Genomic DNA, 16,804 nt, shown 5'->3' on the forward strand with positions numbered 1-16,804 from the left:
ACATGTCACGGTCCCGCGCCCCCGACGGGGGCGCGGGGAACCGCGCGGTCCCTGACATCCGCTGAAATTTCTTTCTCCTCCTTGCGCAGTTCTTGCTGAAAGGCATCACCGTGGCCCTGAAACCGAAACGGCCGACCCACAGACGGGTCGCGGCCATGACCGTGGCCGCCCTCGCCGCAGCGCTCGTGCAGCCCCTGGCCGCCCGGGCGGCGGCCCCGCCCGCGCCCCCGTCGGACGCGGCGCTGGCCGGGACGCCCGCCCGCAACGACCTGACGCGCGAGCAGTTCTACTTCGTCCTGCCGGACCGGTTCGCCAACGGCGACACGGCGAACGACAGGGGAGGACTCACCGGCTCCCGGCTGGAGACGGGCCACGACCCCACCGACAAGGGCTTCTACCAGGGCGGCGACCTCAAGGGCCTGACGAAGAGGCTCGACTACATCAAGGACCTCGGCACCACCGCCATCTGGCTGGCGCCGATCTTCAAGAACCAGCCCGTGCAGGGCACCGGCAAGGACGCCTCCGCCGGTTACCACGGCTACTGGATCACCGACTTCACCCAGGTCGACCCGCACTTCGGGACGAACGCCGACCTGGAGCGGCTGATCGACAAGGCCCACGGCAAGGGAATGAAGGTCTTCTTCGACGTCATCACCAACCACACGGCCGACGTCGTCGACCACGAGGAGAAGTCCTACTCGTACCTCTCCAAAGGCGCCTTCCCGTACCTGACGAAGGACGGCGCCCCCTTCGACGACACTGCCGACGCCGACCACGCCGACGCCGACCGCGCGTTCCCCTCCGTCGACCGCGACTCCTTCCCGCGCACGCCCGTCGTGCCCGCCGCGAAGAAGAACGCCAAGGTGCCGTCCTGGCTCAACGACCCGACCATGTACCACAACCGCGGCGACTCGACCTTCGCCGGTGAGAGCTCCACCCACGGGGACTTCTCCGGCCTCGACGACCTGTGGACCGAGCGTCCCGAGGTCGTCACCGGCATGGCGGAGATCTACCGGCGCTGGGTGCGGGACTTCGACATCGACGGGTTCCGCATCGACACGGTGAAGCACGTCGACATGGAGTTCTGGACGCAGTGGGCCACCGCCCTCGACGCCTACGCGGCGCGGCGGGGCCGTGACGACTTCTTCATGTTCGGCGAGGTCTACTCGGCGGACACGTCGGTCACCTCCCCGTACGTCACCGAGGGCCGCCTCGACTCCACGCTGGACTTCCCCTTCCAGGACGCGGCACGGGCGTACGTCTCCCAGGGCGGCAGCGCGCAGCGCCTGGCCGCGGTCTTCGGCGACGACCACAAGTACACGACGGACAAGGCCAACGCGTACGAGCAGGTCACCTTCCTCGGCAACCACGACATGGGCCGCTTCGGGACCTTCCTCCGGCAGGACGACCCGGACGCCTCCGACGCCGAGCTGGTGAAGAAGGACGGGCTGGCGAACGAGCTGATGTTCCTCAGCCGCGGCAACCCGGTCGTCTACTACGGCGACGAGCAGGGCTTCACCGGCGCGGGCGGCGACAAGGACGCCCGCCAGACCATGTTCGCGTCGAAGACGGCCGACTACCTGGACGACGACCAACTGGGCACCGACCGCACGCACGCCGAGGACGCCTACGACACGGGCGCGCCGCTCCACCGGCGGATCAGCGCCCTCGCGAAGCTCCGCAAGGCCCACCCCGCTCTCGCGGACGGCGTGCAGACGCAGCGGTACGCGGCCGACGGCGCGGGCGTCTACGCCTTCTCCCGCACCGACCCGAAGTCCGGGATCGAGTACGTGGTCGCCGTGAACAACGCGGACGGGGCGAGGAGCGCGACCTTCGCCACCGGTTCGGCGGGCATGACGTTCCGCGGCCTGTACGGCACCGACACCACACTGAGGAGCGGCTCCGACAAGAAGGTCACCGTGACCGTCCCGGCCGGTTCCTCGGTCGTGTTCAGGGCCGCGGGGAGGCTTCCCGCCCCCGCCGCCGAGCCGGCCGTCACCCTGAGGGCCCCCGCCGCGGGCGCCACCGGCACCGTCGAGATCTCCGCCGGTACCGGCGGCGGACAGCTCGACCGGGTCGTCTTCGCCGCCCAGGTCGGCAACGGCGGGTGGAGGACGCTCGGCTCCGCCGACCACGCCCCCTACAAGGTCACACAGGTCATCGGCGAGGACGTGCCCGCCGGGACCGCCCTGCGCTACAAGGCCGTCGTCGTCGACGCGGCCGGCCGCACCGCGAGCGCGACGGCCGCCTCCACCACCGGCACCCCGCCCGCCGAGGAGGTCCCGGTCGCCGGCTCGCGCGACCACGCGATCGTCCACTACAAGCGCGCGGACGGGGACTACACCGACTGGCGGCTCCACGCCTGGGGCGACCTCGCCGAGGGCGAGGAGACCCCCTGGCCGGCGGGCCACGACTTCACGGGCCGCGACGCCTACGGCGCCTTCGCGTACGTCAAGCTCAAGCCGGGCGCCTCGAACGTGAACTTCCTCGTCGTCGACGAGGACGGCACCAAGGACGTCTCCGTCGACCGCACGATCGACGTCACCAGAACGGGTGAAGTCTGGGTCGAGCAGGGCAAGGAGGCCGTACGCACCGAGAAGCCGGCCGCCGACTACCCGGCCCCGGACAAGTCCAAGGCCGTCCTGCACCACCACCGCGCCGACGGGAAGTACGACGGCTGGGGCCTGCACACCTGGACCGGCGCCGCGAACCCGACGGACTGGTCCAGGCCCCTGGAGCCGGTGCGCACCGACGCGTACGGGGCCGTCTACGAGGTGCCGCTCGCCGAAGGCGCGACGAGCCTGAGCTACATCCTCCACAGGGGCGACGAGAAGGACCTCCCCACCGACCGGTCGCTCGACCTCGTCGCGGACGGCCACGAGGTGTGGCTCCTGAGCGGCCAGGAGAAACACCTCCTGCCGCAGCCCGCGGGCAGCGCCGCCGCGCTCGACCTGACCACCTCCAGGGCGGTGTGGATCGACCGGGACACCGTGGCCTGGAACGGCGCCGAGACCGCCGCGTCCACCCAGCTGCTGTACTCCCGCAAGGGGACGATCAAGGCCGGGGGCGGAACGCTCACCAGCGAGGACGAGCGGTGGCTGCGCCTGCGGAAGGCCACGCTCACCGACGCCCAGAAGGCCGCGTTCCCGCACCTCGCGCGGTACACCGCCTGGTCCGTCGACCCGCGCGACCGCGACCGGGTGCGCGAGGCGCTGCGCGGCCAGCTGGTCGCCTCGCAGCGGGCCGCCAGCGGTGCCGTGCTGGCGGCGACGGGCGTGCAGCTCGCGGGCGTGCTCGACGACGTCCACGGCAAGGCCGCGACGAAGGCCGGCCTCGGCCCGACGTTCCGCGGCGGCCGGCCCACCCTGGCCGTCTGGGCGCCGACCGCGCAGGAGGTCTCCCTGGAGATCGGCGGCAAGGCCGTTCCCATGGAGCGGGACTCCGCCACCGGGGTCTGGTCGGTCACCGGACCCGCGTCCTGGAAGAACAAGCCCTACCGGTACGTGGTGAAGGTGTGGGCGCCCAGCGTCCGCCAGGTCGTCACCAACAAGGTCACCGACCCCTACTCGGTCGCCCTCACCGCGAACTCCGAACGCAGCCTCGTCGTCGACCTGGCCGACCGGTCCCTGGCCCCGGCCGGCTGGGCGAAGTTCGAGAAGCCGGAGGCCGTGCCCCTGAAGGACGCGCAGATCCAGGAACTGCACATCCGCGACTTCTCCGTCGGCGACCGGACCGTACCGGCGGAGGACAAGGGCACCTACCGCGCCTTCTCCGACGAGGACAGCGCCGGCTCCCGGCACCTCGGGAGGCTGGCGGAGGCCGGGACCTCGTACGTCCACCTGCTGCCCGCCTTCGACATCGCCACCATCCCGGAGCGCAGGTCCGAGCAGACGGCGCCCGACTGCGACCTCGCCTCCCACGCCGCCGACTCCGGCGAGCAGCAGGCGTGCGTGGCGAGGAGCGCCGCGAAGGACGCGTACAACTGGGGCTACGACCCGTACCACTACACGGTGCCCGAGGGCTCGTACGCCAGTGACCCCGACGGGACGCGCCGCACGGTCGAGTTCCGGCAGATGGTGAAGTCGCTGAACGAGGACGGCCTGCGGGTCGTCATGGACGTGGTCTACAACCACACCCCGGCGAGCGGCCAGGCCGCCACGAGCGTCCTCGACAAGCTGGTTCCCGGCTACTACCAGCGCCTCCTCGCCGACGGCACGGTCGCCACCTCCACCTGCTGCGCGAACACGGCGCCCGAGAACGCCATGATGGGCAAGCTGGTCGTCGACTCGGTCGTCACCTGGGCCAGGGAGTACAAGGTCGACGGGTTCCGCTTCGACCTGATGGGCCACCACCCGAAGGCCAACATCCTGGCCGTCAGGAAGGCCCTCGACGCGCTCACCCCCGCCGAGGACGGCGTCGACGGCAGGAAGATCGTCCTGTACGGCGAGGGCTGGAACTTCGGCGAGGTCGCGGACGACGCCCGCTTCGTCCAGGCCACCCAGGAGAACATGGCCGGCACCGGCATCGCCACCTTCTCCGACCGGGCCCGGGACGCGGTGCGCGGCGGCGGGCCGTTCGACGAGGACCCGGGCGTCCAGGGCTTCGCCTCCGGCCTCTACACCGACCCCAACCCCGCCGCCGGGAACGGCACCCCGGCCGAGCAGAAGGCCCGCCTGCTGCACTACCAGGACCTGATCAAGGTGGGGCTGTCCGGCAACCTCGCCGGATACACGTTCACCGACACCGCGGGCAAGGAGGTCAAGGGCTCCGAGGTCGACTACAACGGGGCGCCCGCCGGATACGCGGACGCCCCCGGTGACGCCCTCGCGTACGTGGACGCGCACGACAACGAATCACTGTTCGACGCGCTGGCGTTCAAGCTGCCCGAGGACACCCCGGCGGCCGACCGGGCCCGGATGCAGGTCCTCGCCATGGCCACGGCCACCCTGTCGCAGGGCCCGGCGCTCTCCCAGGCGGGCACCGACCTGCTGCGCTCGAAGTCCCTGGACCGCAACTCCTACGACAGCGGCGACTGGTTCAACGCCGTCCACTGGGACTGCCGGGACGGCAACGGCTTCGGACGCGGGCTGCCGCCGGCCGCGGACAACGAACCCAAGTGGCCGTACGCCAAACCCCTGCTGACGTCCGTCGCCGTGGGCTGCGCGCAGATCGAGGGCGCCTCCGCCGCGTACCGGGACCTGCTGCGGATCCGCGGCACCGAGAGCGTCTTCGGGCTCGGCACCGCGGAGGAAGTGCAGACGGAGCTGTCGTTCCCGCTGTCCGGCGAGGACGAGACACCCGGGGTGATCACGATGGAGCTCGGCGACCTCGTCGTCGTCCTCAACGCCACGCCCGGGACGCGGGAGCAGCGGGTGCCGGAGCTGGCGGGGACGTCCTACGCACTGCACCCCGTGCAGGCGAACGGCGCGGACACCACCGTCAGGTCCGCCGCGTACGAGACGGAATCGGGTACCTTCGCCGTTCCCGGGCGGACCGTGGCCGTATTCTCCCGTACCCCCTGACAGGGCACTACCTTGGTGGGGCGGTCCGGGATCCCGGACCGCCCCACCAGCGTCTTCCAGGGCGGCAGATGGACGTCAACGGCAAGCGGACAGACGCCACCGTGCTGCTCGTGGACGACGCGGCGGCCGGCCGGTACGCCATGGGCGCCCTGCTGCGCCGCGCCGGTCACCAGGTCGTCCCGGCCGCCACCGGCCAGGAGGCGCTCGTCGAACTCGACGCACGGCTGCGCAGGGGGACCATGCCCGACATGGCCCTGGTCGACGTGGACCTGCCGGACATGAGCGGCTTCGAGCTCTGCCGCCGGATCAAGGCCCGGCCGCACATGGCCAACCTGCCCGTCGTGCACTTCTCCGCCTCCGCCGTGGCCCCGGGCGACCGCTGCCGGGGGCTGGACGCGGGCGGGGAGGCGTACCTGACGATCCCCGCCGAGCCCGAGGAGATCGAGGCGGTGGTCCGGGCCGCGGTGCGCGCCGCGCGGCTGCGGGCCGAGGACCAGGCGCTGGCCCGGCGGCTGACGCTGCTGTCGGAGACGATCGTCACCATCCAGGCGGCGCGCTCCCTGCCCGAGCTCGCCGACGCCGCCGCCAACGGCACCGCGCGGCTCACCGGCGGACCCGCCGCCGTCTTCTTCCTCGGCCCGGACGACGAGCTGTACCGCGGCACCTCCCGGCACCGCACCTCGCTGGCCCTGCCCGACGAGGGCGCCCACCGGACCGTGGCCGGCCTGCTGCGCCGGCTCACCCGCGGGCAGTCGGGCGTGCAGATCACCACGGTGCCCGCGCCGCTGTGGCCCGCCGGGTTCTTCCGGCCCGGCGTGCAGCACGACGCCCGGCTGGTACTGATCCTCACCCAGGACGGCAAGGCATCCGTGTGCCTGGCCACGCCCACCCGCGGGACGCGCAGGCCGAACCCGGAGGAGGAGACCCTGGTCGCCCGGCTCGCCCAGGCCACCGCGCTCGCCGCCGAACCGCTGCTCATGTACCAGGTCGAACGGCACGTCGCCCTCACCCTCCAGCACAGCTTCCTGCCCCAGCCGCACAAACTGCCCGAACTGCCGGGCCTGGACGTCGCGGTCCGCTACGTGCCGGCCTCGCAGCAGACCGAGATCGGGGGCGACTTCTACGCCGCGCTGCGCACCCGCGACGGCGTGCTGGCCGCGGTGGGCGACGTCGTCGGGCACTCGCTGGACGCGGCCACCCTCATGGTCGAGATCCGGCACGCGCTGCGCGCCTACTGCGTCGACGAGAGCGACCCCGCCGTGCTCGCCGAGCGCCTCGACCGGATGCTCCAGCACTACCACCCCGCGCTCACCGCGACCGTCTGCCTGGCCCTGATCGACCCCGCCACCGGGCGTACGCGCATCGCGAACGCGGGCCACATCCCGCCGCTCGTCATCCGCGAGGACGGCGGCGCCGACTACGTCAAGGCGGCCGGACCGCTGCTCGGCGTGGGGCTGCCGCACCCGCCGCCGACCGAACTGCTCCTCGAAGCGGGCGACCGGCTCCTCATGGTCACCGACGGTCTGATCGAGACGCGGGGCACGGACCTCGCGGTCTCGATGGAGCACCTGCGCGCGGCCTCCGCGGGCGCGCTGCCCGGGCTCGACGCCCTCTGCGACACCCTGCTGGACTGCTTCGGGCACGACCGGGAGGACGACATCGCGCTGCTCGCGCTGCGACTGGGCGAGGACTGAGACCGGCCGGCCGCCGAGGTCGGGCGATCGCCGGGGCTAGGGTGAGTTCCGTCGCCTAGAACGGGAGTCCCCATGCCGCAGATCACCGTCGACTACTCCGCACCGCTCGCCGAAGCCTTCGACCGGCAGGGGTTCGCCGTCGCGCTGCACGCCGTGGTGGTGGAGACGGCCGCGGCGAAGAGCGAGGCGTGCAAGTCGCGGTTCCGGGCCGTCGACGACGTGGTCGTCGGGGCGCGGGGGACGGGGCACGCGCTGGTGCACGTCGCGCTGGCGCTGCTGCCGGGACGGACCGACGAGGTGAAGTCCGCGCTGACCTCGCGGGCGCTGGAGCTGGTGCGGGCGCATGTGAAGCCGGTGGACGGACTCGTGCTGCACGCGTCCGCGGAGGTGCGCGACCTGGAGGCGTCGTACCAGAAGTTCGTGGACTGAAGTCCGTCGGCGCGCGGTTCCCCGCGCCCCTAAAGGGGCTCGGACGCCAGGTCGACCAGGCGGTTGACCAAAGTGATGAACGGGCTGTCCGCCGGGGGCTCGTCCGACAGGGCCCGGCGCAGGAGCGCGGCCACCTCCGGGTCGGACGCCGCGCTCACCGCGGCGAGGGCCGCGAAGTCGTGGACCAGCTGGACCTCCAGCTCGCCGCGCGGGATGCGGCGGCCGTCCAGCCAGAGCAGGGCGGTCGCCTCGGCCAGGGCGATCCACGAGCGGACGACCAGTTCGAGCCGGGCGGGCGGCCGTTCGACGCGCAGATGGGACACGATCTGCGCGTACGCGGCCTGGCGCACCCCGTCGACCAGGGCGTTCGTGGTGGTGGAGCCGACCGCCGGGCCCCCGCGCATCAGGGCCGAGAAACCGGGCCCGTGCTCGTCGACGAAGTCGAAGAAGCGGCGCATCACGCGCAGCAGCCGCGCGCCGAGCGGGCCTTCCCGCGGCTCCACGAAACGTTCCGCCAGGTCGTCGGAGGCACGCTTCAACGCGGCCTCGTACAGGCTGAGTTTGCCGGGGAAGTAGTGGTAGACCAGCGGGCGCGAGATGCCCGCGGCGGAGGCTATCTCGTCGATCGACACGTCGTCCGGCGAGCGCCGGCTGAACAGGTCGAGGGCGACACCGATCAGCTGCTGCCGCCGTTCCTCGACAGCCATCCTGCGCCGTACGCCGGTAGTCATACGAACACCCTACCGAGCGGCCCGATCGGAACAGGCCCCGAACGCGGGCGGACCGCCGGGCCGTTCAGCCGAGGCCGGTGATCTCCCGTCCGCCGGCCAGGGTCCCCTCCAGGCCGGCCCGCGCGCCCTGCTCGGTCCGCACGGCGAGGAGGTTCCCGCGGGCCGACCCGATGACGGCGCCGGTCGCCCGGATCGACGCCGTGTCCTCGCCGCCGGCCGCGAGGAGGTACCAGTGGCCCCCGGCGGACTTCCACAGCACGCCCGCCAGGACGTGGGGGTCCTTCGCGCCGCAGGCGGACGCGTTCTCCGCCTTCGCCGCGACCGCGCCGTACGGCTGTCCCGGCGCGTGGAACTGGGCGAGCACCAGCGGGCCGCCGCCGCGCCAGGTGTCCGCCCGGGTGCACAGCCACTGCGCGGTGCCGCTCGCGCCGGGGAGCGGCTGGCGGGCGTACGGCCAGGAGTTCACCGAGCGCACCCCCTGGCCGCGGACGGCCGCGAGGGAGCAGGCGAGCGGCGACCAGGCCGCCGCCGAGGCGTCGCGCGCCCGTCCGGGACGCCCCGAGGTGAGCCTGGCGGGCGTCAGCTCCCCGAGGTCGGTCAGCAGCCGGGTGCCCGTGCGGTCCGTCAGCTCCAGCACGTTCCAGGAACGGCACCCGGCCGTCTGCAGGGCGGGGCTCGCGAACGGCGCGGTCACCCCCTCCGCCGAGCGCGCCAGCCGGGTCCTGCCGGCGCTCCCGTCCGGGGCGGCCGACCCGGCGGCGGGCTTCAGCAGGTCGCGCACGGCGGCGGTACGCACCCAGGGGGCCGTCAGATAGCGGACGTTGCCGTCGGCGCGGCCCAGGACCACCGCGCTCGCCTCGGCCCCCGTGGCACCGTCGACCCGCGCGAAGTCGAGGGCCGCGCCCCGGGTGCCGTCCTCCGGCTCGGCGTAGCGCGCGATGCGCAGTCCGTCGAAGAGCAGCACGACCCGGCTCCGGTCGACCTCGCCCGCGTACAGCAGCTGGGGCGGTCCCGGCGGGGCGCCCGCCGCGGTGCCCGGGGTGGCCGAGACCTGCACGGTCTCGCCGGGCCGCGCCCAGACGGCGAGCGCGCGGCGCAGCAGGGCCTTGTCGCCGGTGAGTCCGCCCCGCGCGGGCCACACGGAGAAGTCGGTGCGCGCCGACGACTCCCACGCCCCCGCCGGGACCAGCGTCAGCCGGCCGGGCTCCAGGGCGGCCTGCGCCGCGGGGTTGCGCGCGTACGGGGGCGCGGCCGCGCCGTCGGGGCCCCAGCCGTCACCGGGCGTCCCGAGGAGCGCCCCGCACACCGCCACCGCGGCGACCGCCGCGAGCGCCGCCCTGGTGTGCTGGCGGCGGCGCATCAGATCGGTGGGCCGGGCCTGGAGGGAGCACGGGTCGAACTCGGGGGAGGCCAGCAGCGCGTACTCCCCGCCGGGTTCGTCGGCCGCCTCGGCGAGGGCGTCGTCCGGGTCCTCGGCGCCGGCCGCGGCCAGCACCTCGCGTACGTCCGCGTCGGCCAGCCCTTCCAGGGCGCGCAGGACGTGGACGGCGCGGGCCGGGGCGGACAGGGCCGAGAGCCGCTGGTCCAGGGCGAGCTCGTCGGCGCCTCCCGAGCGAGGGAAGAGCCGCAGGCCCCACACCCGGGGGAGGAGCGGCGGCAGCTGCGTCCGGGTGGGCCAGGACCGGAAGGTCAGCGGGCGGGCGGCCGTCAGCGCCAGCCGCAGGACGCGTACCCGCAGGTACGCGTAGCCGGGATCACCGTCGCGGTCCCCGCCGGCCCGCTGCCGGGCCGGGAGGACGGGGGCGCCGCCGGAGGTCCGGCCGCGGGGCAGGCCGCGCTGGACGAGCGCGTGGGCGGTGAGGACCCGGCGGCTGCGGCCGAGGCGTGACGGCAGCACCAGGTAGGCGAGCCGGACGAGCCGCGGGTAGTGCTCGACGAGCGCGGCCTCGGCCTGCGCGACGCCGACCGCCGGTCCGGGGACGGCGGCTGATGCGGGACGGGGGCGCGGGGCGACATCCTGTGACTGCACGTTCAGCAGAACGAGCGAATCGGCCGATGGTCACCTGGCCTGCCGCGATCACGCCGGGGGCTGTGCCTCCGGTTCCACCAGCAGACGCGCGTAGTTCGCCATGGAGCGCCGGTAGCGCGGCAGATGGGGGGCGAGGGCGCCCAGGGCGAGCGAGAGCCCCTCCCGCTCGCGGCCCAGGTCCGCCAGGCACAGCGCGAGGGTCGCCCGTACGGCGTCGTCCAACTCGTCGGAAGCGCTCACGAGTTCGGGCGACAGGAGCCTGACGCCCTCGGCGGGCTGCCCGAGGTTGCGCAGCGAGCTGGACAGCTGGATCTTCGCGCGCCTGCCCCGGTAGCCGTCGAGGCCGAGCGCCAGGGCCTCCTGGTACTGCGGCACGGCCCGGTCGGGGTGGCCCGTCGAGTCCCAGGCGCAGGCCCGTTCGAAGGGGCCGACCGGGCTGCCGTCCGGCAACTCCGCCACCAGCGCGTCGATCCGCGCGCGAAACCGCGCCGCTTCCGTCGGGTTGGTTGGATCCGTCGCGTCCGTCGGGTCCGCCTGCGGGTGGGCCTCGAAGCCGGCCCACGCGGCCGCCACGCGCTCCTCCCAGTCGGCTGTGCCCTCGTCCGTCGTCCTGCTGTCCGTCGCCCCGCCGTCTGTCGTCACGGGCACACCCTCGCACAGGGGCGCCCGTCGGCGGTCCGCCCGCACCGGCGGCCCGGATGTGGCGCGGGTCACTGTGGTGCGTCCGGTGGTGCCTGTATGACGGAACCCGTCATCCGTGCTGACACCCGTGCTGTCACCCGTGCCGTCTTCCGTTGAGCGCGGAGCGCGCGGGAGCCGTATCGAACACCGGGGCCCCCGCGGGGGCTTCCAGCGGCGCGGGCCGGGACCCGGCCGTCCCGGGAGGGCGGCCTTCGGTGCCGGTCGGTACGCACGGAGCCGGCGAGGCACGTCGCCGGAACGGACCCGGAGGTACGAACGTAATGAGTTGGACGCGCAAGAGGCTCGCGGCCGCCACGGCCGGGGCTGCCGTGGCACTCCTGGCGGTGACCGGCTGCGGCTCCGGGGACGAGGGGGAGAAGGTCCCCGAGACCGCGACCGGGAGCCTGGAGCACATCGCGAGCGAGGCGGGCTGCGACCCGGACATGCAGACGGACGCGGACACGATCCGCCAGGCCATCTGCAAGAGCTCCGGCGGCAGGTACGTCCTCGCGACGTTCGCCACCGACCGGGGCCAGGCCGAGTGGCTGACCGGGGCGAAGGACTACGGCGGCTACTACCTCGTCGGCCGCAAGTGGGTGGCCGTCGGTGAGAAGAAGACGGTCACGGCGCTGCGCGGCCGGCTCGGCGGGACCATGGAGGAGGGCTCCGAGCACATGAACCCCGGCGGCAGCCACAACAACGGCACGCACGGCGGGGGCGGCGGCCACGACGGCTGACCCGGGAGAACGGAACCGAGAGGGCGGGACCGGGGGACGGAACAGAGAGAACGGAACCGGGGAAACGGAAACCGGCGGTGGGAATTCCCACCGCCGGCTTCTTGTGCCTTACCGGTACTACTGGCTACTACTGGCAGTCCTGACCGCTGTTGATGCAGTCCACCATCTCGTTCATCGTGTTCTCGTCGAAGAAGTTGATGAAGTCGTTGTGGTCGGTGATCGGCTTGTGCAGCTGGTCCGGGAAGGAGTCCACCGCGAAGGCGTTCCGGACCTGCCCGTTCTGGATCTGCGGGGCGTCGACGTCGTAGACCAGGCGGACCTGGAGCTGCGGGATGGCCTGGAAGCCGTTGGCGCAGGTGCCGTCCGCCTGGACGAACGCCACGTGCGTGCGGTGGTTGGCGCTGTCGATGTTCTGGCCGTCCCAGCAGCTCTGGAAGTTGGCCGTCCGCACCACGGAGCTGCCCTCGGGGCAGATCGGGTACTTGTCCGTCAGCTGGCGGTCCTCGAAGCCGGTGCAGCTCCAGTTCGTGTTGGCGTTGTTGAGGCCGTTCACGAAGGACTTGGCGTCACCGGTGATGATGCGCAGGGCGGTCGGCATCGCGACGACATCGCTCGTCTTGTTGCCGACGAACTTCAGCTGGGCCTCGCTGACCTGGAGGATCTTGCCGACGTTGCCGTCCTGGCCGCCACCGGCGGCGTTCGCGTCGATGTCGTCCGAGCCGTCCTGCACGCGCAGCACCGGCCAGAAGTACGACGACTTGTCACCCTGGTTCTCGCAGGTGGTGTCCGCCGCCGCCAGGGCCTCGTCGCTCGCGAACGCGTCGTTGTCCTGGTTGCCGACGTAGTCGTGCTGGTGCTGCGCGCCGTTGCTGACGCCCGGGGCGACGATCACGTTGTCCGAGTTGCGGTTCTCGTTCTCGTTGGTGCCGCAGCTCGTGGTGAAGGTGCCGGTGGAACCGGTGTCGCCGTTCGCCGGGAGCCCGTTGGCCCCCACGCCCTTGGCGCCGCCGTTCGGCTGGACGGTGGTGATGTCCTGGAAGTCGGCTGCCACGGGCCCGTTCTGGGCCTGGCCGCCGTTGCCTCCGTCGCCGCCCTGGCCGCCGTTGCCGCCCTGGCCGCCGTTGTTCCCGCCGTTGTTGCCCTGGCCGCCGTTGTTCCCGCCTTGGCCGCCGTTGTTGCCCTGGCCCCCTCCGGCGGGCGGGTTGGCCGGCACGCCCTGGCATCCGGCGAGATTGCCGGGACGCTTCGGACCCTTGCCGCCCGCCCGCTTGATGTTGATGCTGATGCGCTCGATCGTGGCCACGCGCTTGGACTTCAGCGGACCGAGGATGGCGTTGTTGACGTAAGAAGGGTCTCCCGCCTGGGCCCGGCGGGTCTCCGCGAGGCGCTTGTACGCCTCCGTGACCTGCTGGTCCAGCGTGGCCAGCTCCCTGTCGACACCGGCGCGTGCGCGCCTGGGCACGGAGGTCAGCTTCTGGCCGACGTCCGGGCATTTGATCGTGGCCACCGAGGCGGCCGTCGTCTGCGCGTTCCGCGTCGAGGTCTTGCCCTCGCCCGCAGAAGCGTAGATGTTGGCCGCCAGCAGACCGCCGCCACCCAGCGCGAGAGCCGCCGATGCGGCTATCGCCCGGTTGGCGAGCGTGGAGCGGCGTTTTCGGTTCGTGCGTCCCATGGAACTCCTCTGGCTTCCTTGCGGGGGCATCGAGGCGCCCGACAGGAGGTGAAGCGGCTCCGTTCAGTACGGAGGAGGTTCCCGGGGCGTTCAGAAGCCCCGGAAATTAACAGGAGTTCCATGGCGCAATCCCGGCGCAAGGGGATCAGAAGCCCCTAGAACAACGGCAGTAGAGATGTGGTTGTCGAATTGCGGTCGGCGGGGGCGGAGTGCTTTCGGGGCCTTTCAGCGGCCGTGGTCCAAATAGGCGAGAACGGCCAGGACGCGACGGTTGTCGTCGTCCGAGACGTCCAGGGTGAGCTTCGCGAAGATGTTGGACGTGTGCTTGGCGATCGCCCGCTCCGTGACCACGAGCTGGCCCGCGATCGCCGCATTCGATCTGCCCTGCGCCATCAGTTCCAAAACCTCCAGTTCGCGGGGGGTCAGCCGGCCCAGTGGCCGGTCGTCGGCCTGCCGTCGCGACAGCAACTGCTGGATGACCTGCGGATCCATCACCGTGCCGCCCGCCGCCACCCGGCGCACCGCGTCGATGAACTGCTCGGCGTCGAACACCCGGTCCTTGAGCAGATATCCGATTCCGCCGACCCCGTCGGCGAGCAGCTCCCGCGCGTACAACTGCTCGACGTGCTGCGACAGCACGAGCACCGGCAGCCCGGGCCTGGCCCGGCGGGCCTCCAGCGCGCACTGCAGCCCCTCGTCGGTGTGCGAGGGCGGCAGGCGTACGTCCACCACGGCGACGTCCGGCGCCTCCTCGGCCAGCGCCCGGGTCAGTTCGGGACCGGTCTCGACGGCGGCGGCTATCTCGAAGCCGAACGCCTCCAGCATCCGGACCAGGCCGTCACGCAGCAGGAACAGGTCTTCGGCTAGAACAACTCGCAAGGAATCTCCATGGTCACCATGGTGGGGCCGCCCACGGGGCTGTCGACGGCCAGGACGCCGTCGAATGTACCGAGTCTCCGTGCGACGCCTGAGAGTCCCGTCCCCGCGCCGACGACGGCGCCTCCGCAGCCGTCGTCGATGACGGCGATCCGCAGCACGCCGCCGGGCTCCGCGGTGTGGTGCAGGTCGATCCAGACGCGCCCGGCACCCGAGTGCTTCACCGCGTTGGTGAGGACCTCGCTGACGGCGAAGTAGGCCGCGGACTCCAGCGGCGCCCCGAGCCGGCCGGTCAGCGTCACGTCGAACTCGACGGGGAGCGGCATCCGCAGGGCCAGCGCCCGTACGGCGTCCGCGAGTCCGCGCTCCGCCAGCACCGGGGGATGGATGCCGCGCACCAGGTCGCGCAGCTCGGTCAGCGCCTCGGCGGAGGACCTGCGGGCCTGCGCGATCAGCTCCCTGGCCTTCGCCGGGTCCTTCTCCACCAGGGCCTCGATGGTGCCGAGGTCCATGCCCATCGCGACCAGCCGGGCCTGGGCGCCGTCGTGCAGGTCCCGCTCGATCCGGCGCAGTTCGGCCGCCGAGGTGTCGACCGCGTCACGCCGTGTCGCGGTCAGGACGCGGACCCGCTCGGCGAGTTCGCCCTGGCCGGACGAGAGGACGGACCGGACCAGCAGGAAGTGGGCGCGCAGGAGAACGGGGGAGGCGTAGACGCCGCCGATGAGCAGGACCGTGCCCAGGGCGCCCGCGCCGAGGGCGCTGAGCTGCCCTTCGATCGGCACGAAGCCGTACCACCACCCGATGCTCGTACCGTCGGTGAAGGCCCGCCACAGACCGGCGGCGAGGGCGAGCCCTTCGAGGGGGTAGACGAGCAGCGCGGCCGACAGCAGCGCGATGAAGAAGCCGGCCGTCATGTCGACGGGGAGCCACAGCAGATCGCGCCGGACCGCCGGGTCGCCGAGCAGGTGGAGGCACCGCTTCCACGGGTTGGCGCCCTCCGGGACCGGCCGGTACGAGGACGGGATCCGCACCCCGCCCCACTGCGCGGCCCACAGACGCCGCCGGTCCGCGAAGCCGCGTACGGCAGCCAGCACCCACGGTGTCGTGACGATGCCTATGCCCAGGGGCACGAGGACGAGGGACACGACGGACAGCACGAAGAGGAGGACCGACCCGGCCAGCGACACGACGGTCAGGAAGAGGGCCTGCGCCCCGACGCGTACCGCGTTGCGCAGTCTGCCGCCCGTCCTGCCGTGCCCGCTGTCCCCGTTGCTGTTCATGGTCCCAGTCTCGCCCAGTCGGCCGCCGTAGTCAGGGGGCCGACCCACCCGGTGGGGGGTGGTGCCGGCACCACCCCCCACCGGGTGGGTCCGGCCGCGCGGGCCCTTCGCTCAGCCGCGCAGGACCTTCTCCTCCAGGGCGGGGTCGAGTCCGGGGACGGGGCGGTCGGGGCGCTGCGGCGCGCTGCCGCCGATGTCCTGGAGCCAGTTCCAGGTGTCGGCCACCGTCTCGGAGACGGGACGGCACCGCAGGCCGTCCCGCAGCGCCTTCGACACGTCGGCCCCGTGCAGCGTGTGGTGCAGCTCGGAGTCCGGCGGCACCCACACGGGGAGCTGGAGCCAGGGCTCGATGCCGGCCGCCAGGATCGCCCCGGGAGCGGTCCACCGCAGTTCGGCCCGGCCGCCCGTGACCCGTGCGCACGCGTCGAGCAGCGTCCCCATGGTGGCGTGCCCCGGGGGACCGATCAGGTTGTACGCCCCGCTCGCCCCGTCCCGCGCGGCCCCGAGGACCCACTCGGCGAGGTCGCGCACGTCGATGTACTGGAGCGGCAGTTCCCGCGGGCCCGGCGCGAGCACGGGGCCGCCGCGGGCCGTACGGCCCAGCCACCACGGCAGGCGTCCGATGTTCTCGTACGGGCCGAGGATCAGTCCGGCCCGCGCCAGCAGTGACCGGTTCCCGCCGAAGGCGTCCAGCACGGCCAGCTCGCCGCCGCGCTTGTCGCGCGCGTAGTCGCTCTGCGCGGCGCCGGGGGAGGCGTCCGCCACCAGCGGGCTGCTCTCGTCGTAGCCGGCCGGCTGGGGCCACGCGTACACGGAGCAGCTCGACACGTACACGTACCGCCCGACGCGGTCCCGAAGCAGCCGCGCGGTGTCCCGCACCGCGCCGGGGGCGGCCGACCAGGTGTCGACCACCACGTCCCACCCGCCCCGCGCGAGGGCCGCGAGCCCGCCGGGCGCGGTGCGGTCGCCGTGCAGGACGCGCACTCCCGGGGGCGGGGCGTGCCGGCCGCGGTGGAAGACGGTCACCTCCCAGCCGCGGCCGAGCGCCGCCTCCACGACCGCGCGCCCCACGAACTCCGTACCGCCCAGCGTCAGAAGCCTCATGGCGGAGACTCTGCCCCGGCCGGCCGTGCGGCGGAACGGAGTTCTGCCC

11 protein-coding genes are annotated in these 16,804 nt (G+C 73.1%); 4 read left to right on the forward strand and 7 right to left on the reverse strand.

The genetic code is table 11. The features are described 5' to 3' along the window. The first annotated feature begins 155 nt into the window (after positions 1–155). The 3 genes from pulA (at position 156) to KM933_RS13850 (ending at position 7,645) form a co-directional block, all read left to right on the forward strand. On the forward strand, positions 156–5,522 hold the full coding sequence (pulA, locus tag KM933_RS13840) for a pullulanase-type alpha-1,6-glucosidase (protein ID WP_221351824.1): 5,367 nt from the start codon (positions 156–158) through the stop codon (positions 5,520–5,522). 68 nt (positions 5,523–5,590) lie between these two features. Continuing rightward, positions 5,591–7,216: a fused response regulator/phosphatase gene (locus tag KM933_RS13845; RefSeq protein ID WP_221351826.1), complete on the forward strand. Its 1,626-nt coding sequence runs from the start codon at positions 5,591–5,593 to the stop codon at positions 7,214–7,216. Between the two features lie 72 nt (positions 7,217–7,288). Then, complete coding sequence (locus KM933_RS13850; protein ID WP_221351828.1) at positions 7,289–7,645, forward strand: 5-carboxymethyl-2-hydroxymuconate Delta-isomerase; 357 nt, start codon at positions 7,289–7,291, stop codon at positions 7,643–7,645. Between the two features lie 29 nt (positions 7,646–7,674). Here the strand turns inward: KM933_RS13850 and KM933_RS13855 are convergent, their stop codons facing one another. The 3 genes from KM933_RS13855 to KM933_RS13865 form a co-directional block, all read right to left on the reverse strand. Then, positions 7,675–8,376 carry a TetR/AcrR family transcriptional regulator gene (locus tag KM933_RS13855; protein ID WP_221351830.1) on the reverse strand — a complete coding sequence of 234 codons (702 nt, stop codon included), beginning with the start codon at positions 8,374–8,376 and terminating at the stop codon, positions 7,675–7,677. 64 nt (positions 8,377–8,440) lie between these two features. Then, a complete protein-coding gene (locus tag KM933_RS13860) occupies positions 8,441–10,405 on the reverse strand; it encodes a SigE family RNA polymerase sigma factor (protein WP_221351832.1) in 1,965 nt (654 codons plus the stop codon). Positions 10,406–10,453: 48 nt separating this feature from the next. Then, on the reverse strand, positions 10,454–11,047 hold the full coding sequence (locus KM933_RS13865) for a tetratricopeptide repeat protein (protein WP_221351834.1): 594 nt from the start codon (positions 11,045–11,047) through the stop codon (positions 10,454–10,456). Between the two features lie 320 nt (positions 11,048–11,367). Between KM933_RS13865 and KM933_RS13870 the strand changes: the two genes are divergently transcribed. Then, positions 11,368–11,823 carry a hypothetical protein gene (locus tag KM933_RS13870; protein WP_221351836.1) on the forward strand — a complete coding sequence of 152 codons (456 nt, stop codon included), beginning with the start codon at positions 11,368–11,370 and terminating at the stop codon, positions 11,821–11,823. Between the two features lie 127 nt (positions 11,824–11,950). On the opposite strand, the gene KM933_RS13875 is transcribed toward KM933_RS13870, so the two are convergent. From KM933_RS13875 to KM933_RS13890, 4 genes are all read right to left on the reverse strand, one after another. Further along, positions 11,951–13,495 (reverse strand): DUF1996 domain-containing protein, encoded by a 1,545-nt coding sequence (locus KM933_RS13875; RefSeq protein WP_221351838.1) that lies wholly within the window; start codon positions 13,493–13,495, stop codon positions 11,951–11,953. 225 nt (positions 13,496–13,720) lie between these two features. Continuing rightward, positions 13,721–14,374, reverse strand: coding sequence for a LuxR C-terminal-related transcriptional regulator (locus KM933_RS13880; protein ID WP_221351839.1), 654 nt, complete (start codon positions 14,372–14,374; stop codon positions 13,721–13,723). After that, complete coding sequence (locus tag KM933_RS13885; protein WP_221351841.1) at positions 14,359–15,651, reverse strand: sensor histidine kinase; 1,293 nt, start codon at positions 15,649–15,651, stop codon at positions 14,359–14,361. Before KM933_RS13885 ends, KM933_RS13880 begins: the two co-directional genes overlap by 16 nt. A gap of 111 nt (positions 15,652–15,762) precedes the next feature. Continuing rightward, entirely contained in the window at positions 15,763–16,755 is a 993-nt protein-coding gene (locus KM933_RS13890) for an SDR family oxidoreductase (protein ID WP_221351843.1), read from the reverse strand. Positions 16,756–16,804 lie beyond the last annotated feature (49 nt).

It is taken from the genome of Streptomyces beigongshangae, from assembly GCF_019710745.1.
Classification (GTDB): domain Bacteria; phylum Actinomycetota; class Actinomycetes; order Streptomycetales; family Streptomycetaceae; genus Streptomyces; species Streptomyces beigongshangae.

Excerpts from the sequence above, each read along its gene's own strand:
- KM933_RS13885 (WP_221351841.1), bottom strand. The coding sequence starts at position 15,651 with ATGAACAGCAACGGGGACAGCGGGCACGGCAGGACGGGCGGCAGACTG.
- KM933_RS13855 (WP_221351830.1), bottom strand. The coding sequence starts at position 8,376 with ATGACTACCGGCGTACGGCGCAGGATGGCTGTCGAGGAACGGCGGCAG.
- KM933_RS13850 (WP_221351828.1), top strand. The coding sequence starts at position 7,289 with ATGCCGCAGATCACCGTCGACTACTCCGCACCGCTCGCCGAAGCCTTC.
- KM933_RS13875 (WP_221351838.1), bottom strand. The coding sequence starts at position 13,495 with ATGGGACGCACGAACCGAAAACGCCGCTCCACGCTCGCCAACCGGGCG.
- KM933_RS13870 (WP_221351836.1), top strand. The coding sequence starts at position 11,368 with ATGAGTTGGACGCGCAAGAGGCTCGCGGCCGCCACGGCCGGGGCTGCC.
- KM933_RS13890 (WP_221351843.1), bottom strand. The coding sequence starts at position 16,755 with ATGAGGCTTCTGACGCTGGGCGGTACGGAGTTCGTGGGGCGCGCGGTC.
- pulA (WP_221351824.1), top strand. The coding sequence starts at position 156 with ATGACCGTGGCCGCCCTCGCCGCAGCGCTCGTGCAGCCCCTGGCCGCC.
- KM933_RS13845 (WP_221351826.1), top strand. The coding sequence starts at position 5,591 with ATGGACGTCAACGGCAAGCGGACAGACGCCACCGTGCTGCTCGTGGAC.